Below are 21,117 nucleotides of genomic sequence, written 5' to 3' on the forward strand. Positions count from 1 at the left end.
AACTATAATATTAATAATCTTCAATAATTAAAACTTATACTGCTATAAAAATTTAAAATTTTATTCACATACAAAATCCACATAGAGCCCTATATTTGCACTGTAAAATTTAATAATCATTAAAATAAAAATACTATGGCATTTGTAGGAAAAAAATTCCCAGATTTAAACGTTGACGCAATGAACGAAATGGGCGATACTTTTAAAGTAAACGTTCTTGAGGAAGCTGTTAACAACAAGAAAAAAGTAGTTTTATTCTGGTATCCTAAAGACTTCACTTTTGTTTGTCCAACAGAATTACACGCTTTTGAAGCTGCTAAAGCCGAATTCGAAAAAAGAAACACTATTGTAATTGGTGCATCTTGCGACACTCCAGAAGTACACTTTGCTTGGTTAAACACTGCAAAAGACAACGGTGGTATAGAAGGTGTAACGTATCCTATTTTAGCAGATTCTAACAGAAATTTAGCATCTACTTTAGGAATTTTAGACATCAAAAACGAAACCTATAACGAAGAAACTGGTGTTGTAACTGTAGAGGGCGATAACGTAACTTACAGAGCAACTTACATTATAGACGAAGATGGTATTGTACAACACGAAAGTATTAACAACATGCCTTTAGGTAGAAATGTTGGAGAATACTTACGTTTAGTAGATGCTTTAACCCACGTACAGGAAAAAGGAGAAGTTTGTCCTGCAAACTGGGAAGAAGGTAAAGACGCTATGAACGCAAACAGAGATGGTGTTGCTAGTTATTTAGCATCTCACTAAAAACACATCACAAAAACCTACCATCCTTTTTCGTTAAAGGATGGTAAACTAAAAACATTTTATTATGTTACAAGAATTAGAACAAGACAATTTACAGGACATCGTATCTAATAACGATACGGTTGTAGTACAATACTCGGCAACATGGTGTGGTAATTGCAGAATTATGAAACCAAAATTCAAAAAATTAGCCACCGAAAACGAAAATGTAACCTTTGTTATTGCAGATGCCGAAAAATTCGCGGCCTCTAGAAAATTAGCAAACGTAGACAACCTTCCTACATTTGCAACCTTTAAAAAAGGGGAATTCGTAAATCAGGTGCAAACCAACAAGTTTGACGTTTTAAAAGATTTAGTCGATGAAGTTACCAGTAATTAAACACTTAACTCAGTTTATTGAAGAAAACGATGAAGATTTCGTTCACGAAACCATCGAAACTTTAGAAGCTTTAACTGAAGTACCATCTTTAAAAGATGAAGAATTAGACGTTATTGGCGAACTAATCTCTAACATGTACGGTGCAATAGAAGTCAATACCATGATTAAAAATGGTACACCGCAAAAAGAAGCCTTAAACAGTTTCATGAAACGTGTTTTAGGATCTATCGACAAAGGTTAAACGGCTTTAAAAACATAAAAAGAGGCTGACTGAAAAGTTTAACAGTGCGTCATTCTGTGCTTGACACAGAATCTCATCATATTGAAAATCGATAATTATGAGAATCTGAAATCGAAGATTCAACGAAGTTAAATAAATTCAGATTGACGACAGATCTACTTTCAAACAGCCTCTTTTTTTACACACTATTTTTAACCACCAGTAATAACCGCCTCGGGAATCGAGAAAAACTCAAAGTTATTTACAGATACTTCCCAAGTATCGCCTTCCTTTTCCGATGTTAAGTCTACGTCGGGATCTTCACAGAACACCTCATCGCCACGAAACATAATAATACGCTGCTCGCCACCAGGAGTAGACACGTGCACTTCGGCTGAATGCTTACCCGTTCGAACCACACCAAATTTACATTGTGCCGAATGTTTAGGGTCTGGCCCAACAGAACAAGGCACCATACCTGTGGCATGGTAATTAGTTCCTGAAACTTTAACATCGTAAACCTTACTAGAAATTGCAAAATTTAAACTGTAATTTGCCTTTTCGTTTCGCCTTGCCGCACTTCGCATTAAATATACACGCACTCTATACGTATCGGTTTTTGGCAAAATACCCGTCCAGCTATTACCATTTACCGAGCCTACAAAAATAGCTTCTTCGGAATCTGAAGGTAATACGTTAAAGTAGTTTGCTGTATTATCTGTTATTAAATGTACTGTCATTTCCTGTCCTGCTTTTGCTCCTAAAGTGTAATCTATAGTTTGATAGCCTTTAAGAACATCTGAAACTTCGGCAGAAGATGTGCCTGACTTAAAATGAACTGGTTTCGTTTCTATTTCGGTTTGCCCAAAACTAACTAAGCTTAGACCAAACCACATTAAAAACAGAATGCTTTGCATGGGTTTTGTTTTCATAAGTATTGATTTATAAACTATTTAAAGTTAGCAAAACAAAACCATAAAAAACAAAAAAAGAGCAACCCTATAGGATTGCTCTTAGATATATATTGAAAACTATAATTACTTAACTTCTTCGAAATCTACGTCTTCTACATCGCTACCTTCGTTAGCTTGTCCGTTGCTGCTTGCATCTGGACCAGGTTGCTCTGCACCACCTTGCGCTTCGGCTTGGGCTTTGTACATCTCTTCGCTAGCTACTTTCCAAGCTTCATTAATTTTCTCTAAAGCAGGATCGATTACAGCAATATCTTTAGTTTCAAACGCTTTTTTAAGCTCTTCTAAAGCCTCTTCGATTGGTTTTTTCTTATCATCAGATAATTTATCACCAAACTCTTTAAGCTGACTTTCGGTTTGGAAAATCATAGCATCGGCTGCATTTAACTTATCGGCTTTTTCTTTAGCTTGCTTATCAGCTTCAGCATTAGCTTCGGCATCAGCTTTCATTTTTTGGATTTCGTCTTCTGTTAATCCTGAAGATGCTTCGATACGAATATCCTGAGTTTTGTTTGTCGCTTTATCTGTTGCCGAAACTTTAATAATACCGTTTGCATCGATATCGAAAGTTACTTCAATTTGTGGTGTACCACGTTTTGCTGGTGGAATACCATCTAAGTGAAAACGTCCAATAGTTTTGTTGTCGCCCGCCATAGCACGCTCACCTTGTAACACATGGATTTCTACTGAAGGCTGATTATCGGCCGCTGTAGAGAATACTTGCGATTTTTTAGTTGGGATCGTGGTATTAGCTTCGATAAGCTTCGTCATTACATTACCCATAGTTTCGATACCTAAAGATAATGGTGTAACGTCTAATAACAATACGTCTTTAACATCACCTGTTAATACACCACCTTGGATACCTGCACCTAAAGAAACTACCTCGTCTGGGTTAACACCTTTACTTGGCGCTTTTCCAAAGAATTTCTCTACAGCTGCTTGTACCGCTGGGATACGTGTAGAACCACCTACTAAAATTACCTCGTCGATATCGCTTTTGCTTAAACCTGCAGATTTTAAAGCAGACTCACAAGGCGCAATCGTACGTTTTACTAAATCGTCGATTAATTGCTCGAATTTAGCTCTTGTTAAAGTACGCACTAAGTGTTTTGGTCCACTAGCTGTAGCTGTTACATAAGGTAAATTGATTTCTGTTTGTGCAGAAGATGATAATTCGATTTTAGCTTTTTCTGCAGCTTCTTTTAAACGTTGTAAAGCCATAGGGTCTTTACGTAAATCGATATCTTCTTCCGATTTAAATTCTTCTGCTAACCAGTTGATGATTTTTTCATCTACATCGTCACCACCTAAGTGAGTGTCACCATCTGTAGATAATACTTCGAATACACCATCACCTAATTCTAAGATAGAAACGTCGTGTGTACCACCACCAAAGTCGAATACTACAATTTTTTGGTCGGTTCCTTTTTTATCTAAACCATAGGCTAAAGCTGCAGCTGTTGGTTCGTTAATAATACGCTCTACTTTTAAACCAGCAATTTCACCAGCTTCTTTAGTAGCTTGACGTTGGCTATCGTTAAAGTAAGCTGGTACAGTAATTACTGCTCTGCTTACATCTTGTCCTAAATAATCTTCGGCAGTTTTCTTCATTTTTTGAAGAATCATAGCCGATAATTCTTGTGGTGTATATAAACGCCCATCGATATCTACACGAGGGGTATCGTTATCACCTTTTACTACTTTATATGGTACGCGTTCTGCTTCGTTTTGAGATTCAGAAAATTTATTCCCCATAAAACGCTTAATAGAGTATACGGTTTTAGTTGGGTTCGTTACAGCTTGTCTTTTTGCTGGATCACCAACTTTAATTTCGCCGCCTTCTACAAAAGCAATTACCGATGGTGTTGTACGCTTACCTTCTGCGTTAGGAATTACTACTGGCTCGTTACCTTCCATTACAGAAACGCAAGAGTTTGTAGTACCTAAATCAATTCCAATTATTTTACTCATAATTACTATATATTTTAATGTTGTTGAATTTAATTTTATTTCCCTTTACCTATTTCAATCATTGTGCCAACACATTTCATACTGACAAGCTGTCATATTAAATACATTTCTTTGTTTCCAAACCTTAGATTAACATACCAAAGCACTTCTTTAATTTTTTGGTAATGTTTACAACACATAATCTGTACATACGCCAAGTACATTTGTGCCAAACTAAAATATTCTATACCAATGAAGAAACTTTTACTTCTTTTAGCCTTATCTATAGTAGGCTACCTTAATGCACAAATACAAACAGGCGATATGGCCTTTGTAGGCATGAATGCCGATGGCGATGACGATTTTGCCTTAGTAACATTTGTAGACATTCCAGCAAACACCACCATTCATTTCGCAGATAAAGAATGGACTGGCACTGCATTCAATTCTGGCGAAGCTGCCTACTCGTGGTTGAGTGGCGATGCTACTATTCCTGCCGGAACCATTATTACGTTTAATACTATTAGCGAAATACCAAATGTAAATTACGGAAGCATTGTTGGTGAACCTGGCGGATTATCGTCTGGAAGCGAAGCTATTTTTGCTTATTTAGGTACAGATGTTAATACTCCTTCAACTTTTATTGCTGCGGTTGCCAATGCTAATGGGGCTTTTGGCGATTTAACAAATACGGGGCTTGTTGCTGGCACAACAGCTATCACTTACAGTCCAGATGGTGCAGATATTGCGGCTTACAAAGGCCCTAGAACTGGTCTGGATGTTAACGGGTATTTAATTGCACTAAACGACATGTCTAACTACGACATACAAGATACAGATGAAGACGACCACAACGATGGCACAGCTCCAGATGTACCTTTTAGCACCACTGCTTTTGTAATTTCTAACACCGATACTACAGCGCCATCAGTGGCTAATGTAATGCTTCAAAATGCAACTACATTGTCTGTGATCTTTTCTGAAAACGTTACAGAAAATTCAGCTGAATTAACATCAAATTACAGCTTTACACCTGCTTTAAATATTTCTAGCATTGATTACGATGCTAATAACAATACAGCTACAATTACTCACGACGCTTTTACTGAAGGTTTAGCATATACAATACGTGTTAAAAATGTAGAAGATTTAGAAGGAAACGCTCAAGATACAGAATATACCAGCGATGCTTTATTCTACAATGCCACGGAAACAGGATTGATTATTACAGAAATCATGTATAATGCTCCATCAGACAACTCTGATGCTTTAGAGTTTTTAGAAATCTACAATGCATCTAACGAAGCAATTGCCTTGGGAGGTATTCAAGTAAAAGACGAAAGCAACTTTACTTTCACTTTCCCAGAAATGACTTTAGCCGCTAAAGACATTGTGCTTTTAGCTACAGACAAAACCACCGCCGATGCTTTTTATGGTGTGTCGTTTTTAGACATGCCACAAGGCATTTCGAATGCTTTAGGTAACGGTGGCGAAGTTTTACAAATTTTGAATACTATGGGCAATACCATATTTACTATGGAATATAGCGACGACGCACCATGGCCAACCGAAGCCGATGGCGATGGCCCATCATTAGAACTTTTAAACCCTACGACTTCATTTAACGAAGGCACTAACTGGGCAGCTTCAACCAATCTTATTGGTGCATCTTTAGGTCAAAATGTATATGCTTCGCCTGGAGTTTTCAATGCTGTAACCGATGTAACACCACAGTTATCGTTCCAAAACGCAACGTATAATGTTTCCGAAGCCGCTGGACAAATCACCATTACCATAGAATTATCAGCAGCAACTTCAAATGAAGTAACTGCCGATTTAGCCCTAGTAAGCGAACTAATTACAGCGTCTCCAGAATCCGATTTCACATTATCTAGTCAAAGTATTACCATTCCTGCCAACACAACGACTTACGAATTTGAAATCTCGATTTTAGAAGATGATATAAATGAAATTGACGAATTATTCATTCTTAAATTATCCAACCCTACAAACGCAAACCTTGGCGCTTTCGAAACCACTGGAATTTACATTATAGATAACGACCAAGACATTACAACAGCAAACGATGTTTTAGATATTAATTACAAAACCAGCTATGTTGTTGATGCTGCTGGCTCTGCCGAAATTAGTGCTTACGACGCGAACACCAAGCGCTTATTTGTTTTAAATTCTGTTGGTAAAAAGGTTGAAATTTTAGATTTTTCTTCACCAGAAAACATGTCAACTCTTAAATCTATAGATTTATCAAGTTATGGTACAGAAGGCCCAACAAGTGTTACCGTACATAATGGCTTAGTGGCTGCATCTGTTTCTAACGGCCCTGAGGCAAATGGCGTTGTTGTATTTATGGATACAAATGGCGAAAACGTATCTACTGTTACTGTTGGTAATTTACCAGACAATGTTAGTTTTACACCAGACGGTACAAAAATATTAACGGCCAACGAAGGGCAACCTAATGCCGATTATAGCATAGACCCAGAAGGAAGTATTTCTGTAATTGATGCCACTCCTGGTTTAGGAAACATCACCCAAGAGCAGGTATCGCTTTTAACTTTTAATGCTTTCGATGCTGATATTGAAGCTTTAAAAGCGGCACGAGTTAGAATTACCAGTCCTAATGCTACGGTATCGCAAGACTTGGAACCAGAATACATTACTTATGCTAACGATTCTAAAAAGGCATGGGTAAGCTTACAAGAAAATAATGCTTTAGCTGTTATCGACTTAACTACAAATACCATAACAGATATCCTTCCGTTAGGTTTAAAAGATTTCAGTTTAAAAAACAATGCGTTTGATGCTTCCGATGAAACAGATTTTATCTTTATGTCTACTTGGCCAGTTAAAGGTATGTACATGCCAGATGCCATTGCTTATTACGAAATAGATGGAGTTGGTTGTGTTATAACCGCCAACGAAGGAGATGCCAGAGAATATGATGCTTTTGAAGAAGAAGTTAAAGTTGGAGACGCCGACTATGCTTTAGACGAAACCATGTTTCCTAACGCCGATTATTTAAAATTAGAAGAAAATTTAGGCCGTTTAGCTGTAACTAATGCTTCGGGAGATATAGACAACGATGGCGATTTTGATGAAATCCATGTATTTGGTGCGCGTTCGTTCAGTATCAGAAATGCAAGTACAGGTGCTTTAATTTACGATAGTGGCGACGATTTTGAGCGTATAACAGCTAACGACGAAACCTACGGCGCTTTATTTAATGCGAGCAATAGCAATAACAATTTCAAAAACCGCAGCGATAATAAAGGTCCGGAACCAGAAGGTGTAACTGTTACCCAAATTGGAAATAAATTCTATGCTTTTATTACCCTTGAACGCGTTGGTGGGTTTATGACTTACGATGTTACAGATCCATCAAACCCTGTATTTATTAAATACATCAACAACCGAACTTTAGGCGATAACGAGGGTGGCGATTTAGGTCCAGAAGGCATCATTTATATCGCTCCAGAAGATAATAGTTTAGAAAAAGGCTTAATTGTATTGGCTAACGAAGTAAGCTCTACCATTAGCGTTTACAGTATGGATAATGTAAGCTTAAGTATAACCGACAAAGAAAAAGCAGCTAACAGTTTAAAGTTTTATCCTAACCCAGTAACTGCCAACCAAACCATCTATTTTAATCAAAGCTTAGATGTTACTTTGTACGATATACAAGGGCGTTTAATTACTTCTGCAAAAAACACCAATACATTTAATGTACCAAACGTAAAAGCAGGAACCTATCTTGCCAAAACAAGCTTAGGAACCACTATAAAAATAGTAGTTAAGTAGTTTTCTATTAATGTCTAGTTAGTGTAAAAGCACCTTCGGTACCGAAGGTGCTTTTTTTATTTTAATTAATTTATTAAGAAATAAGCAAATTAGAACTATGCTAAATCTCAAGAAACATAGTATATTTATTACAAATTTAGATGCCATACCCTATGAAAAACTTCATTATTACCTGTATTGCTATAGCTTGTACTTTTACGTCGTTGGCACAAATAGAACAAGATTCTATCCCCGAAAAAAAAGTAGAATTCAGTGTTATGCCATTTTTAAGTTACAACAGAAACTTAGAATTTATGTTTGGTGCCATCCCTATGTTCATGTATAAAACCACCAAAGACGACACGATTTCGCCAAAATCTATTTCTGGGGTATCAGCCGTATACACGACTAACAAATCATATTTTATAGCAGCATTTAATAAATGGTATTTTAAGGAAGATTCTTGGCGTGCAAAACTATTCGCAGTAACAGGCGATAATAATTCTCAATTTTACATGGACGATTATGACACTCCTGGATTTTACGATTATGGCACTAAAATTACAGTAGTAAGTGCTGGTGTGCAACGTAAAATTATACCCCATTTATATGGCGGATTAACTTACACCTACGCCCATTACGATACCGTTTACGAAGACGATGTACAACCCGAAGACATCACCGAAACCAATGGTATAGAATTTAATGTATTGTACGATACGCGAGATGCCGTTTATTACCCAACTACAGGAATTAATTCTATTGTAAAATTTGTAACCTTTCCTACTTGGTTTGGCAACGATGTTAAAGCTCAAAAAATAACAGCAGAATACAATACGTATTTCCCAATGAAAACAGGACGAGATGTTCTCGCCGCTCGTTTTTCTGGTACTTTTGGACTGGGAGACATCGCTTTTCAGCAGCAGGAAACTATTGGCAACAAAGATATTCGCGGCTATAGCGAAGGCAAATACCGTGGCGATGGCGTTTTAGCACTACAGGGCGAATACCGTTACAATTTTAACGACAAAATGGGACTTGTTGGTTTTGCGGGTTTAGCAACCCTTTACGGATCGGACACCGAAGATTTCGACTGGAAAGCGTACCCTGGTATTGGCGTTGGCTACAGATACCGCGCCTTTAAAAAAGTGAAATTTAATATTGGTATAGATGGCGCCGTTGGAAAAGACGACTGGAGTGTTAATTTTAGAATTGGTGAAGCCTTCTAATATTAACAAAACACTGTGCATCAACCTCCTAAACACCATTAATTTCAACTGAAATTTCTTCATTATTTTTTAACGGTTTAAAAGCACCGAATACTGAAATTCGCAAGAAAGTTCTTGTATATTTGCAGCCATTTAAAACGATTTCGTAATGGAGTGTATTTCAGTTTTCGACATGTTAAAAATTGGTGTTGGGCCATCGAGTTCGCATACCTTAGGGCCTTGGCGAGCTGCAGAACGATGGATTGCCGAATTAAAAACATCTGGAAAATTTAATAAAGTCGAAAAAATCACCATAGACCTTTACGGGTCTTTGTCTTTAACAGGTAAAGGTCATGCTACAGACTTAGCCATCATGCTTGGGTTAAGTGGTGCCGATCCAGAACGCGTACCAACCGAATCGATAGACAACATTATTTCCAACATAAAAACCACTAACACCCTTCAGTTTAACAACGAAAAAGCAATAGCATTTTCGCCTGAAACAGATATCGTTTTTAATAAAAAGTTCTTACCGTTCCACTCCAACGGATTAACTTTTTCGGCCACCATAAATGGTAGAAAATCCAAATCTACATTTTACTCCATTGGCGGCGGGTTTGTAGTTAAGGAAGAACGTAAAACTTCTAAAGTCAATAAAATAATATTTTATTGCACCTTACCCTATCCTGTCGAAAATGGCACACAGTTATTAGAAAAATGCAATCAGTTAGACCTGTGCATATCCGATCTGGTTTTAGAAAATGAAAAATCGTTGAGAACGCCAGAAACCATTGATTTTGAATTGAAGCGCATTTGGAACACCATGCTGGAATGTATGTACACAGGTTGCCATACCGAAGGCACTTTGCCTGGCGGCTTAAATGTACGCCGACGTGCTTTCGACATGCACCAAAAACTGAAAGGCGATTTGCCTTACAATTCACCAGAAACCTGGCTTGAAACCATTAGAGAAACCGAAGTTAAATTCCGTCAAATTTTAAAATGGGTAAGCTGTTTTGCATTAGCAGTAAATGAGGTTAACGCATCGTTAGGCCGTGTGGTTACAGCCCCTACAAACGGAAGTGCTGGTGTAATACCTGCGGTTTTAATGTATTATATGGTGATAGAAAATCATGAAGCCAATTTCGAACACATTAAAAAATTCCTACTTGTAGCTGGAGAAATTGGCAGTATCTTTAAAAAAGGAGCTACTATTTCGGCAGCTATGGGTGGCTGTCAGGCAGAAATTGGTGTGTCTTCTGCAATGGCAGCTGGTGCCTTATGCGAGCTTCTTGGTGGCACTCCAGAACAAGTGGTTGTTGCAGCAGAAATTGCTATGGAACATCATTTGGGACTAACTTGCGATCCTATTGGAGGGTTAGTTCAAATACCTTGCATAGAACGCAATTCTATGGGAGCCATTAAAGCGATAAATGCAGCCGAACTGGCTTTAGAAACCGACCCAAAAAACGTAAAAGTCCCCTTAGACAAAGTAGTCTCTACCATGTGGGAAACCGCAAAAGATATGAACTCCAAATACAAAGAAACCTCGGAAGGCGGCTTGGCCGTAGGGGTTCATTTATCAGATTGTTAATCTGTTAATGGCCTTTGCACCCCGATTGACGTCGCGTATCCATAATAAAAACAATTTTCCATTGCCCTTGGTCTTTAAATAACTGGAACGAATTCACACCGCAATGTAAAAAAGTATCGTTATAATAAAATTCGTAGGGCGTCCAGACATGTGCCATACTGCCATCAATCTTAACATCGTAATCCAGTAAACGCTCGTCCCATTTCTGGTCTGCAGGTTTTTGAGCAATCCCATTCAATAAATCGTCTATGCTCCCTGTAACCAATTCGTCTTCATTAGCTTTATTTTTAAAAGCTGTAAATAGCTTAACCTCATCGTTTAAAACAGAACGCATTTTAAGGGTATCGCCTTCATGAAAACCTTCAAAAAAAGTATCAACAGCCGATTGCACAGCGTTGCTTTCTGTGTTGGTTTGTGCTTTAACCCCATTTACAATTAATAAAGCCAATACAAGTATAATTCTTACCATAAATTTAGTTTTTCATCTAAATTAGTAATACTTAGCATTCTACATCTATCTTAAACAAAAGTTTAACAATGCAAGTAATTCTTCGTATTTTTGTGGCTTCTTACATTTATTCTAAATACATAAAACAAAACGTATGTCTGTAGCAAAAAATGAGTACAAAAGAATTACAGTAAAAACCCTTATTGATATGAAAAACAAGGGTGAAAAAATTTCAATGTTAACGGCATACGATTATACCATGGCCAAAATTGTAGATGGCGCCGGAGTAGATGTTTTGTTGGTAGGAGACTCTGCAAGTAATGTTATGGCTGGTCACGAAACTACTTTACCCATTACTTTAGACCAAATGATATATCATGCATCGTCTGTAGTTCGTGGTGTAGAACGTGGTCTAGTAGTTGTTGATTTACCTTTTGGAAGTTACCAAAGCGACCCTAAAGAAGCACTACGATCTGCCATTAGAATTATGAAAGAAAGTGGCGCCCATGCTGTTAAACTTGAAGGCGGAAAAGAAATTAAAGAATCGATTAAACGTATTCTAAACGCGGGAGTACCTGTTATGGGACATCTTGGGTTAACCCCACAATCCATTTATAAATTTGGCACTTATACCGTACGCGCTAAAGAAGAAGAAGAAGCAAAAAAACTGAAAGAAGATGCCTTAATGTTAGAAAAAGCAGGATGCTTTGCTGTAGTATTAGAAAAAATACCTGCTAAATTAGCGAAAGAAGTCGCCGAAAGCTTAACCATACCTGTTATTGGTATTGGTGCAGGTAATGGCGTAGACGGCCAAGTGGTTGTGGTTCATGACATGATTGGAATGACCCACGAATTTCACCCGAGATTTTTACGCCGCTATATGAATTTGTATGAAGATATGACGACTGCTATTTCGCAATATGTAGACGATGTAAAGGCTGTAGATTTTCCTAACGAAAACGAGCAATACTAAATATTACTATTTCTTTTGGCTGATAAAATACTTTCGAATGCTTCTAACCTTCAAATCCTATTTGAAGACAACCATATTATTATTGTTAATAAACGAGCAGGCGATATTGTTCAAGGCGATAAAACTGGAGATCAGCCCTTAAGTGAAGTCGTTAAAGATTATATTAAAGAAAAATATAATAAACCTGGAAATGTTTATTTAGGTGTTGTACATCGTTTAGATCGCCCTACAACCGGTCTGGTTATTTTTGCTAAAACCTCGAAAGCTCTATCGCGATTAAACACTATGTTTGCCAAGAAAGATGTTCAGAAAACATACTGGGCTTTAGTTAACAACAAACCTCCAAAAGAAAAAGACACCTTAGTAAACTGGTTGAAAAAGAATCCTAAAAACAATAAATCCACGGCATACAGCAAAGAAGTTACTGATAGTAAAAAAGCCATATTACATTACGAATTACTGAAATCTCTGGAACGGTATTATCTTTTAGAAATTAATCTGGAAACCGGCAGACATCACCAAATTAGAAGTCAGCTTTCCAATATTGGCTGTATTATAAAAGGTGATTTAAAATATGGTGCAGACCGTAGTAATAAAGATGCTAGCATACATTTACACGCCAGACGCATAACATTTATCCATCCGGTTTCTAAAAACGAATTAAAAATTACAGCTCCGTTACCAGACGATGCCCTTTGGCAAGCTTGCTTATAAAGACCTAACCGTGTCTGTAAGGATATTTTAGTTCCAGTTGCACTCCTGCTTTGGGTTTGGAGCTTAAACGTATAGTTGCATCTATTAAGGCTGCCCTACTTTTCATATTCAACAACCCAGCGCCGTGTTTTACAGTATTCATATCGAAACCTACGCCATCGTCACTAACGTTAACCAACATAAAATCGTTGCCATAATTGATGTCGACTTTTAAATGTGATGCTTCAGAATATTTTATAGTATTTGAGAAAAACTCCTGAACAATGCGAAAAAGAATGATGGTATCTTTAGTTTCAGATAACAAATCAGGATTTCCATTTACAAACAATTCAGCCTGTAACAGTCCCAATTTATTAAAGCGTTCTATTTCATTATGTATAGATTCTTGAAATCCGTGATGCGCTATAACATCGCTATTTAACGATTTAGACAAACCGCGAAGCTCTTGCAAACTTTCTTTTACGATGCCTTTGGTTTCGGAAAACGATTCTGCTAAATCGGTGGGGACTTGTCTGGAAAGCATGCTTAACTGCATATTAGCTACCGATAATAATTGACCAACATTATCGTGCAAATCTTGCCCTATATTTTTAAGCGTTTGTTCCTGGATTTCGATTTGGGTTTTGGCAATTTCTTCTTCAAATAACTGCTGTTGCTTAATTTTATCTAGCAATAGTTTGTTTTTTCTTTTTTGGAAAGTGATAAAAAAAACAATAATTAACGTACCAACAATAAACAACACACCTATCATGTAAACTAACATGTAGCGTTCTGCAGATGTACTTACTATCGATTCTCCGGTTTGCACCATAATAAGGCAAAGGTAAAAGTTAAATACATAAATATATTAGCAGACGAAGAAATTAAGCGCTGTAAAAGCACAAAATCCATATCTTTTTTTGTGTAATACATATTGTAAAACACTATTGGAGTTATAATAATCAACCAAATAAACATTGTCGCACTAATGTAAAAATAAATAGATTTATAAAAGTTTAATATACGATCTGATTGCAACATTTCGAAAAAGTAAACACTTACTAAGAACAAAATTATAAGTTCGCTAAATACCATAATGGACGGAACAAGACCTGTAAAAAGCCTGTTTACATTTAAGGCAATTACACTTAAGCAAAACAACAGAAATACGCCTAAAATAATCTTTATAAACACTTTAACCTTACTAGCGTTTATAAGTTTGTAATAAAAGAAGCAATAAAACAATGTAGAGCCTACCCCCCAAGTTAAATTAATCCACCAGTAATTTCGCGCAAATAAAGTGCCTTTTAAAACACTAAACACGCCGTCCTCCACTTGATAAGTGTACAATGCAATTGTTTCGCAAATGAATACATAAATAAGAAAATAAATAAAAAACTTAGCAACTGTATGCTTATACTTTTTATAACAAAGTAGTGCAGTTACAGCTGCTAAGGCTTCTACAGAAATTATTAAAATGCTGTAATAGCTAAATAAAAATTCCTTCATTGAATGTTATTGAGGATAATTTGCAGCTGGAGGATCTCCCGCTGTTCCCATATTTAATCCTCCACCTCCAGGAACATCGCCACTCGGTGCAGCGGCCGCTTTATAAGCTATATTATCCTGCGATTTTTCAGAACTTTTTTTAGTGCCCGTAGGTATTAAAAACATGGTTGTTAAATTATCCTCTTTATGGGCGCCTTCATAAACCCGAATACCGTCAAACGTGTAGCCAAGTTCTTCTGCTTGCTTTTCGGCGTAAGCCAAGAATTTTTTAATCTCATCTAAAGAATACCAAGTCGAGCGGTTATCTGGTTTACCCAAAAACTTGCTTACTGCTTCGTGTCTAGAATTGTACGCCTCATCTAAAGCTTTGGCCTGCTCGGGTGTTATTAAGCCACGAGGCGCTTCTGTTTCGTTTAATTTTTCATCCATTGTAATTGATTTTATATGAGTTATTATTTTAAGATTAAAATTTCTTCCTTTAAAAGTACTAATTATATTTTACAGGCATAATGATATTTTTAAATCTGATATCCATAAAAAGTACATTACCCCAACCAACCTTCACGATCTAAACTTCTGTACTGAATCGCTTCGCTAATATGATGGCCTTGTATGGTTTTTGAAGCTTCTAAATCGGCTATGGTTCTTGCTACTTTTAAAATACGGTCGTAAGCTCTAGCCGAAAGGTTTAATCGTTCCATTGCTGTTTTCAACAATTGCAAAGACACGTCGTCCAACTTACAAAACAGTCTAATGTGCTTACTTCCCATTTGGGCATTATAATGCAAATTATCGTAGGTTTTAAAACGTTCGGTTTGCAAACTTCTGGCTTTAGTAACACGATCTCTTATGGAAACCGAAGGCTCGCCATTGCGCTCTTCTGAAAGTTTTTCGAAAGGGACAGGAGTCACTTCTATATGAATATCTATTCGATCTAGTAATGGTCCAGAAATTTTACCTAAATACCGTTGCATTTCGGCAGGCGACGACGTAACTGGTGCATTGGGGTCGTTAAAATACCCACTCGGACTCGGGTTCATACTGGCTACCAACATAAAACTGCTGGGATAAGTTACAGTAAATTTGGCTCTAGAAATGGTAACCTCCCGATCTTCTAAAGGCTGCCGCATCACTTCTAAAACATCGCGTTTAAATTCTGGTAATTCATCTAAAAACAACACACCATTGTGCGACAATGAAATCTCTCCAGGTTGCGGATAACTTCCGCCACCGACTAAGGCAACGTTCGAAATGGTATGATGAGGACTTCTAAAAGGACGCTGCGACATGAGCCCGATATCGGATTTTACGCGCCCAACAACAGAATGAATTTTGGTAGTTTCTAGCGCCTCATGCAATGTCATTGGCGGTAAAATAGAAGGTAATCGTTTGGCAAGCATTGTTTTTCCGGAGCCAGGTGGCCCTATTAAAATGATGTTATGTCCACCAGCTGCCGCTATTTCCATGCAGCGTTTTATACTTTCCTGTCCTTTTACATCGGCAAAATCGAATTCAGGGACATCCAAATGTTTATAAAATTCTTCACGTGTATTTATTATGGTTTGTTGCAAAGGAATATCATCTTTGAAGAAATCGATAACTTCCTTAATACTTTCAACTCCAAACACTTCTAAATCGTTTACAATAGCGGCTTCTTTAGCATTTTGTTTAGGCAGTATAAAACCTTTAAAACCTTCTTTACGCGCTTGCAATGCTATAGGCAAAGCGCCTTTAATAGGCTGCAAAGTGCCATCTAACGACAGTTCACCCATAATAATATAACGCTCTAAATCTTTTGCTGGAATTTGTTTACTTGCTGCTAGTATACCTAAAGCTAATGTTAAATCGTAGGCGGATCCTTCTTTACGCAAATCGGCAGGCGACATGTTAATAATGATTTTCTTGCCTGGTATTTTATAACCATTATTTTGTAATGCAGCAGCAATTCTATAATTACTCTCCTTTATGGCATTATCGGGTAATCCTACAAGGTGGTAGCCTATTCCTGAATCTACATTTACCTCTACGGTTATGGTAGTGGCATCGACCCCAAAAACAGCACTACCAAATACTTTTTTGAGCATGGTTTGGTTAGTTTTCTTAAAAATAAGAAAATTGAACTAACTACCTAAACCAAAAGCTTTTAAAGTTTAAATTATTTAATACTTGAAGTTGAAACTTAAAGATTATTGCACTTCTATTTTTAAAATATGCTTTGTATTGGAATTCACTTTAAACCGACCATCTGCTCGCCTGTTAATTACCCAAACAATTTCTGTATTGGAACATAATACCCAAACTGCTTCTTTTTCGAAAAGTGATAATTTTTCATCTTTAAAATATTTACTCAGCTTTTTTTTACCCTGCATTCCTAAGGGGTAAAAAAAGTCGCCTTGCTCCCATTTTCTAATAATTACGGGATGTTTCAATGTATCTTGATCTACATATATACAATTGGAATTTGTGTCTCCAATTTCTGAAACGGAAGTAAACACAAGCGTTCCGAATTCGGTATCTACATCTTCAAAATCCGTATTAACACTGTAATTGGTTTTAACGCTATTGGGCGCATTGTCTAAGGTATCTAAAATTAAATACTCGCGATCTCTTAAGAGTCTATGGGTTTCGGAAAACACCTGCTTTCCCGATTGGGCAAATAACAGATTTAAAATATCGTCCCAGGCGGTAAATTGATAGCTTTTTAACAACTCGTATAAATACGCTTTGGGTTTGGGGTATTTAAGTAATTTGGCGATATTAAATTTTAGTTTATCGTCATCTAAAGTTACAACATCGTTGTACACTTGCGTCATGTAATCATCTACTAAGAATTTGGTGTCTTGTAAATGCTGCTGTGTTTTACTAAAATTTTGCAGCCATTGCGGGTTAATATCTTTTAAAATAGGAATAACCTCATGCCTGAGTTTATTTCTTAAATATTTAGTAGAACTATTACTGCTATCTTCTCGCCATTGCAACTGCTGCTGATTGGCATAAGCAGCAATTTCGTCTCTCGAAAACGGCAATAAAGGTCTTAAAATATATCCGTTTGTTTCTGGAATACCTGTTAATCCGTCCAAACCTGTACCACGCGATAAATTGATAAAAAAAGTTTCTAAATTATCATCGGCATGGTGAGCAACCAACACATAATCGAATTTTAACTGACTAACCAATTCTTCAAACCATCTATACCGTAACTCTCGCGCTGCCATTTGTATAGACAATTTAGTATCGGATGCATATTGTTCAGTATTAAAACGCTCTGTAAACATCTCTAATTCTAAATGTGTTGCCAAAGCTGTTAAAAACGCTTCGTCGGCATCGCTTTCGTCTGCTCTCAACCCAAAATTACAATGTGCCAAAGCAACATTTAGCCCTACGGTTTTGCATAAATGCAATAGCACAATACTATCTATACCACCAGATATAGCTAATATTAAACGCTTTTGAAACAATTCTGGAAACTGTGTTTGGATGTGATTTTTAAACCTCTGTAACATGCTTCAAATATACAATTTTAAACACCCCTTTAAACCTACATTTTTAGATAAATACAAATCTATTAACATTTGCGAACGATTAATTTTAGTAACTTTAAGACAGTTCATCTTAAACGCATTTAGCTTATGGAAACCTCTAAAACACACCCAGAAAAAGATGCCCAAACTGCCTTTAACAAAAAAATACTTTCTATAATTCCTAGCCTGCAACCTTATGTTAAACATCGCTTACACATTGGCGAATCGGTGGGAGTATTACCCAAAAATTTATACCATTCTAACGGGGTGATAGACGACTGCATTATCAGGCTCTACGAGAAAGGTTACGATACCGATATGCCGTCGCACGATTTAAAAATTAAACTTTTTAGAATTATAGACATCTATTTAGAAGAGCTCTTTTTAAAGGAAGGACATCACCAACAGACCATAAGCACCAATACGCTATTACAGGAAGAATTAGACCGTTTGGAAGAACCTTACACTATAGATGGCGACATGGATTTTGTTATGCTAGACGAATTGGACGATATTTCGTACAAACAAAACAACAAATCTAACAACAATTTCACTGAAGATGAAAACAATGCCAAAATATTAGATGCATTAGATTTAAAAGCCGATAAAACCGAAAAAGGTCGAACGCTCGTCAGCAAGTTTTACGGTTGGTTGCCTATTCGGATTTCTAATGTGGTAGATTTATATGTTTTTGCCAATTTACCTTTTGAAGACATATCTAGAATAAAAAAAATAGAAGTAAAACGTATAGAAAACATTCTTTACAACGTAAAAAAACGGTTTAGAAAACACATCGATTAACCCTCTAAAACCTCGCGCATAGCTTTAGCTTTTACCAAACATTCTTCGTATTCGCTTAACGGATTGCTTTTAGCTGTAATAGCACCACCCACAGAATACGAAACGTAACGCTTAGCGGCATTATACAAAATACTCCGTATTACGACATTAAAATCGAAATCGCCAAGTGGGGTAAAATAACCTATGGTACCAGAGTAAAGTCCGCGCTTGGTTTCCTCTAAGGCTTCTATAATTTTCATAGCAGAAAGTTTAGGTGCCCCAGTCATGCTCCCCATCGGGAACGTTGTTTTTAACACCTCTACTGGCGGTGTACTTTCAGGAATTTTAGCGGTAACGGTAGAAATCATTTGGTGCACTTGCTCGAAAGTATATACTTTGCACAGTTCTTCAACCTTTACTGTGCCTTTTAGTGCTGTTTTACTTAAATCGTTACGCACCAAATCTACAATCATAATGTTTTCGCTGCGCTCTTTTTCGCTATGTTCCAACTGATTTTTTAACGTTAAATCTACTTCGGAATCATCAGCGCGTTTTGCCGTACCTTTTATTGGTTGAGATATTATGGTTGTGCCTTCCTTTTTAATATAGCGTTCTGGCGATGCCGATATGGCATACTTATCGGCCACCTTTAAAAACGTTGCAAAAGGCGGATGCGATACTGCATTTAATTTTTGATAGATGTACAACGGATGTATTTCTGCATCTTCTGCATAAAATTCCTGACAAAAATTAGCTTCGTAAATATCGCCTCTATGAATGTGCTGAAGCATGGCAGTTACCTTTTCAAAATACGCATCTTTATGGATACGTAATTTAATTTTTATTGGGTAAGCTAAAGGCTGTTCTTCAAGAATTTCTGTGGCACTTATGGCTTCAAAATCAGATTCCAACTCGTCATCAACCATATTTAAGTAGTGAAACTCTACCTGATTTCCTTTAAACAAAAACACTTTTTTAGGCTGAAAAAAAAATAAATCTGCAAATTCTAAACCATCAAAATTACCAGATGTCAAGGGTTCTAACCCATTTTTTACATCGTAAGTAAGATATCCAAAAATCCAATCGTTTGTGGTTTGCTGGTAGTCTTGAAGCGTATCGAAAGCCGAAACATAATCGGTTTGTATACTCGTAAAGGCATCTACAGCTAAAATAGCATCGTAACTGGAATACGAAGTTTGGTATTGGTTAGAGTCCATCCAAACCACTTCATTAAATTGCTGACTCCACGTTAAAAGCTGGTTTTTAAACGCAGGTACATCGTTTATATATTTTGTTTTTGTAAGACGCAATGCTGCTAAATTTCGGTGTAAAGTTAGTTAGTTTCTTTAAAAAAGTTAGACTTTTGTATTTTAGTTTAAATCTTTTTTATAAATGTATAGTCTTCAAAATAATCTGTTAAAAATTACCGTAAACCAAACGGGAGCCGAGTTATGCGACATTAGCAGCATCAAGAATAAAACAAATTTTATGTGGGACGCCAACCCAGATATTTGGGGAAGTTTTGCTCCTAATTTATTTCCTGTAATTGGGTCTTTAAAAAACGACCATATACTTATAGACAATAAACCGTATGCCATCCCGAAACATGGCTTTGTAAGACGAAATTCAGATATTACGCTGGAAAAACAATCGGATGACGAACTTGTTTTCAATCTAAAATACAATACCGAGCTATTAAAAATTTATCCTTATAAATTCGATTTTAAAATTGCATTTAAGTTACAAGACAATACGCTAACCGTTTCGCATTACATTGAAAATTTAGACAACAAAACCATGTATTTTTCGGTAGGTGGTCATCCCGCTTTTAAATGTCCGGTTTTTAAAGACGAAGCATATACCGATTATTATTTGGAGTTTGAACATGAGGAAACTGCCGAATCTTATGTATTAAACATGGAAAAGGGATTAATTACAGACCAAACCTTTTCTATCATTTCTAATCAGAATACCATTCCTTTACGTTACGATTTATTTAATAACGATGCGCTAATTTTTAAAGCATTATCATCCCGAAAAGTGTCGTTAAAAAGCAAAAATCATGGTAATATTTTGGCTGTTCGCTATCCAGATTTCCCTTATTTAGGTATTTGGGCCAAGCCAAATGCTAATTATGTTTGTATAGAACCTTGGTTAGGTATTGCCGATCACGAAAATCATAATTTAGATTTTACGCAAAAAGAGGGCATACAACAATTAGCACCTTCAAAAGTATTTCAAGCCAGCTATAGCATAGAAATAGACCCTAAGCATTTAGTTTAAAACGAATAATAGC

General features: G+C 36.6%; 19 protein-coding genes. 10 read left to right on the top strand and 9 right to left on the bottom strand.

What is annotated here, in order from left to right; all coding sequences use genetic code 11:
* The first annotated feature begins 135 nt into the window (after positions 1-135).
* The 3 genes from ACR9EA_RS11845 to ACR9EA_RS11855 all read left to right on the top strand — a co-directional run bounded on the left by ACR9EA_RS11845 (position 136) and on the right by ACR9EA_RS11855 (position 1,394).
* Positions 136-774, top strand: coding sequence for a peroxiredoxin (locus ACR9EA_RS11845; protein ID WP_435133233.1), 639 nt, complete (start codon positions 136-138; stop codon positions 772-774).
* Positions 775-838: 64 nt separating this feature from the next.
* Positions 839-1,153: a thioredoxin family protein gene (locus tag ACR9EA_RS11850; RefSeq protein ID WP_435133236.1), complete on the top strand. Its 315-nt coding sequence runs from the start codon at positions 839-841 to the stop codon at positions 1,151-1,153.
* Positions 1,134-1,394, top strand: a complete 261-nt coding sequence (locus ACR9EA_RS11855) for a DUF6952 family protein (protein WP_435133238.1) — start codon at positions 1,134-1,136, stop codon at positions 1,392-1,394. Before ACR9EA_RS11850 ends, ACR9EA_RS11855 begins: the two co-directional genes overlap by 20 nt.
* 191 nt (positions 1,395-1,585) lie before the next feature.
* On the opposite strand, the gene ACR9EA_RS11860 is transcribed toward ACR9EA_RS11855, so the two are convergent.
* On the bottom strand, positions 1,586-2,305 hold the full coding sequence (locus tag ACR9EA_RS11860; protein ID WP_435133239.1) for a hypothetical protein: 720 nt from the start codon (positions 2,303-2,305) through the stop codon (positions 1,586-1,588).
* A 105-nt stretch (positions 2,306-2,410) separates the two neighbouring features.
* Positions 2,411-4,318: a molecular chaperone DnaK gene (dnaK, locus tag ACR9EA_RS11865; protein ID WP_435133242.1), complete on the bottom strand. Its 1,908-nt coding sequence runs from the start codon at positions 4,316-4,318 to the stop codon at positions 2,411-2,413.
* A 231-nt stretch (positions 4,319-4,549) separates the two neighbouring features.
* On the opposite strand from dnaK, the gene ACR9EA_RS11870 reads away from it, so the two are divergent.
* From ACR9EA_RS11870 to ACR9EA_RS11880, 3 genes are all read left to right on the top strand, one after another.
* Positions 4,550-8,116 carry a choice-of-anchor I family protein gene (locus ACR9EA_RS11870; RefSeq protein ID WP_435133245.1) on the top strand — a complete coding sequence of 1,189 codons (3,567 nt, stop codon included), beginning with the start codon at positions 4,550-4,552 and terminating at the stop codon, positions 8,114-8,116.
* A gap of 152 nt (positions 8,117-8,268) precedes the next feature.
* The gene (locus tag ACR9EA_RS11875; RefSeq protein ID WP_435133248.1) at positions 8,269-9,324 is read left to right on the top strand and encodes a BamA/TamA family outer membrane protein; all 1,056 of its coding nucleotides are present in this window, start codon (positions 8,269-8,271) and stop codon (positions 9,322-9,324) included.
* A 148-nt stretch (positions 9,325-9,472) separates the two neighbouring features.
* Positions 9,473-10,897 (top strand): L-serine ammonia-lyase, encoded by a 1,425-nt coding sequence (locus tag ACR9EA_RS11880; RefSeq protein ID WP_435133251.1) that lies wholly within the window; start codon positions 9,473-9,475, stop codon positions 10,895-10,897.
* A gap of 4 nt (positions 10,898-10,901) precedes the next feature.
* On the opposite strand, the gene ACR9EA_RS11885 is transcribed toward ACR9EA_RS11880, so the two are convergent.
* A complete protein-coding gene (locus tag ACR9EA_RS11885) occupies positions 10,902-11,366 on the bottom strand; it encodes a nuclear transport factor 2 family protein (RefSeq protein WP_435133253.1) in 465 nt (154 codons plus the stop codon).
* A gap of 133 nt (positions 11,367-11,499) precedes the next feature.
* On the opposite strand from ACR9EA_RS11885, the gene panB reads away from it, so the two are divergent.
* Positions 11,500-12,318, top strand: coding sequence for a 3-methyl-2-oxobutanoate hydroxymethyltransferase (gene panB, locus ACR9EA_RS11890; RefSeq protein ID WP_435133256.1), 819 nt, complete (start codon positions 11,500-11,502; stop codon positions 12,316-12,318).
* A gap of 15 nt (positions 12,319-12,333) precedes the next feature.
* Positions 12,334-13,032 (top strand): RluA family pseudouridine synthase, encoded by a 699-nt coding sequence (locus ACR9EA_RS11895; RefSeq protein WP_435133259.1) that lies wholly within the window; start codon positions 12,334-12,336, stop codon positions 13,030-13,032.
* 4 nt (positions 13,033-13,036) lie between these two features.
* Here the strand turns inward: ACR9EA_RS11895 and ACR9EA_RS11900 are convergent, their stop codons facing one another.
* From ACR9EA_RS11900 to tilS, 5 genes are all read right to left on the bottom strand, one after another.
* Positions 13,037-13,843 carry a sensor histidine kinase gene (locus ACR9EA_RS11900; RefSeq protein WP_435133262.1) on the bottom strand — a complete coding sequence of 269 codons (807 nt, stop codon included), beginning with the start codon at positions 13,841-13,843 and terminating at the stop codon, positions 13,037-13,039.
* Positions 13,819-14,520 carry a hypothetical protein gene (locus ACR9EA_RS11905; RefSeq protein WP_435133265.1) on the bottom strand — a complete coding sequence of 234 codons (702 nt, stop codon included), beginning with the start codon at positions 14,518-14,520 and terminating at the stop codon, positions 13,819-13,821. Before ACR9EA_RS11905 ends, ACR9EA_RS11900 begins: the two co-directional genes overlap by 25 nt.
* A 6-nt stretch (positions 14,521-14,526) precedes the next feature.
* Positions 14,527-14,949, bottom strand: a complete 423-nt coding sequence (locus ACR9EA_RS11910; protein WP_435133268.1) for a hypothetical protein — start codon at positions 14,947-14,949, stop codon at positions 14,527-14,529.
* 116 nt (positions 14,950-15,065) lie between these two features.
* Complete coding sequence (locus ACR9EA_RS11915) at positions 15,066-16,604, bottom strand: YifB family Mg chelatase-like AAA ATPase (protein WP_435133270.1); 1,539 nt, start codon at positions 16,602-16,604, stop codon at positions 15,066-15,068.
* A gap of 102 nt (positions 16,605-16,706) precedes the next feature.
* On the bottom strand, positions 16,707-18,023 hold the full coding sequence (gene tilS / locus ACR9EA_RS11920; protein ID WP_435133272.1) for a tRNA lysidine(34) synthetase TilS: 1,317 nt from the start codon (positions 18,021-18,023) through the stop codon (positions 16,707-16,709).
* A 126-nt stretch (positions 18,024-18,149) separates the two neighbouring features.
* On the opposite strand from tilS, the gene ACR9EA_RS11925 reads away from it, so the two are divergent.
* A complete protein-coding gene (locus ACR9EA_RS11925) occupies positions 18,150-18,842 on the top strand; it encodes a hypothetical protein (RefSeq protein WP_435133275.1) in 693 nt (230 codons plus the stop codon).
* Here the strand turns inward: ACR9EA_RS11925 and ACR9EA_RS11930 are convergent.
* Positions 18,839-20,131 (bottom strand): anthranilate synthase component I family protein, encoded by a 1,293-nt coding sequence (locus ACR9EA_RS11930; protein WP_435133278.1) that lies wholly within the window; start codon positions 20,129-20,131, stop codon positions 18,839-18,841. The two genes, ACR9EA_RS11925 and ACR9EA_RS11930, sit on opposite strands and share 4 nt — an antisense overlap.
* An 82-nt stretch (positions 20,132-20,213) precedes the next feature.
* On the opposite strand from ACR9EA_RS11930, the gene ACR9EA_RS11935 reads away from it, so the two are divergent.
* Positions 20,214-21,104 (top strand): aldose 1-epimerase family protein, encoded by an 891-nt coding sequence (locus ACR9EA_RS11935; protein WP_435133280.1) that lies wholly within the window; start codon positions 20,214-20,216, stop codon positions 21,102-21,104.
* The last annotated feature ends 13 nt before the right edge of the window (positions 21,105-21,117 follow it).

This window comes from Formosa sp. A9, assembly GCF_051200825.1.
GTDB lineage: Bacteria > Bacteroidota > Bacteroidia > Flavobacteriales > Flavobacteriaceae > Formosa.

Bases quoted from the DNA above. Each gene is read 5' to 3' on its own strand.
- ACR9EA_RS11845 (WP_435133233.1), top strand. From the start codon at position 136: ATGGCATTTGTAGGAAAAAAATTCCCAGATTTAAACGTTGACGCAATG.
- ACR9EA_RS11850 (WP_435133236.1), top strand. From the start codon at position 839: ATGTTACAAGAATTAGAACAAGACAATTTACAGGACATCGTATCTAAT.
- ACR9EA_RS11855 (WP_435133238.1), top strand. From the start codon at position 1,134: ATGAAGTTACCAGTAATTAAACACTTAACTCAGTTTATTGAAGAAAAC.
- ACR9EA_RS11860 (WP_435133239.1), bottom strand. From the start codon at position 2,305: ATGAAAACAAAACCCATGCAAAGCATTCTGTTTTTAATGTGGTTTGGT.
- dnaK (WP_435133242.1), bottom strand. From the start codon at position 4,318: ATGAGTAAAATAATTGGAATTGATTTAGGTACTACAAACTCTTGCGTT.
- ACR9EA_RS11870 (WP_435133245.1), top strand. From the start codon at position 4,550: ATGAAGAAACTTTTACTTCTTTTAGCCTTATCTATAGTAGGCTACCTT.
- ACR9EA_RS11875 (WP_435133248.1), top strand. From the start codon at position 8,269: ATGAAAAACTTCATTATTACCTGTATTGCTATAGCTTGTACTTTTACG.
- ACR9EA_RS11880 (WP_435133251.1), top strand. From the start codon at position 9,473: ATGGAGTGTATTTCAGTTTTCGACATGTTAAAAATTGGTGTTGGGCCA.
- ACR9EA_RS11885 (WP_435133253.1), bottom strand. From the start codon at position 11,366: ATGGTAAGAATTATACTTGTATTGGCTTTATTAATTGTAAATGGGGTT.
- panB (WP_435133256.1), top strand. From the start codon at position 11,500: ATGTCTGTAGCAAAAAATGAGTACAAAAGAATTACAGTAAAAACCCTT.
- ACR9EA_RS11900 (WP_435133262.1), bottom strand. From the start codon at position 13,843: ATGGTGCAAACCGGAGAATCGATAGTAAGTACATCTGCAGAACGCTAC.
- ACR9EA_RS11905 (WP_435133265.1), bottom strand. From the start codon at position 14,520: ATGAAGGAATTTTTATTTAGCTATTACAGCATTTTAATAATTTCTGTA.
- ACR9EA_RS11910 (WP_435133268.1), bottom strand. From the start codon at position 14,949: ATGGATGAAAAATTAAACGAAACAGAAGCGCCTCGTGGCTTAATAACA.
- ACR9EA_RS11915 (WP_435133270.1), bottom strand. From the start codon at position 16,604: ATGCTCAAAAAAGTATTTGGTAGTGCTGTTTTTGGGGTCGATGCCACT.
- tilS (WP_435133272.1), bottom strand. From the start codon at position 18,023: ATGTTACAGAGGTTTAAAAATCACATCCAAACACAGTTTCCAGAATTG.
- ACR9EA_RS11925 (WP_435133275.1), top strand. From the start codon at position 18,150: ATGGAAACCTCTAAAACACACCCAGAAAAAGATGCCCAAACTGCCTTT.
- ACR9EA_RS11935 (WP_435133280.1), top strand. From the start codon at position 20,214: ATGTATAGTCTTCAAAATAATCTGTTAAAAATTACCGTAAACCAAACG.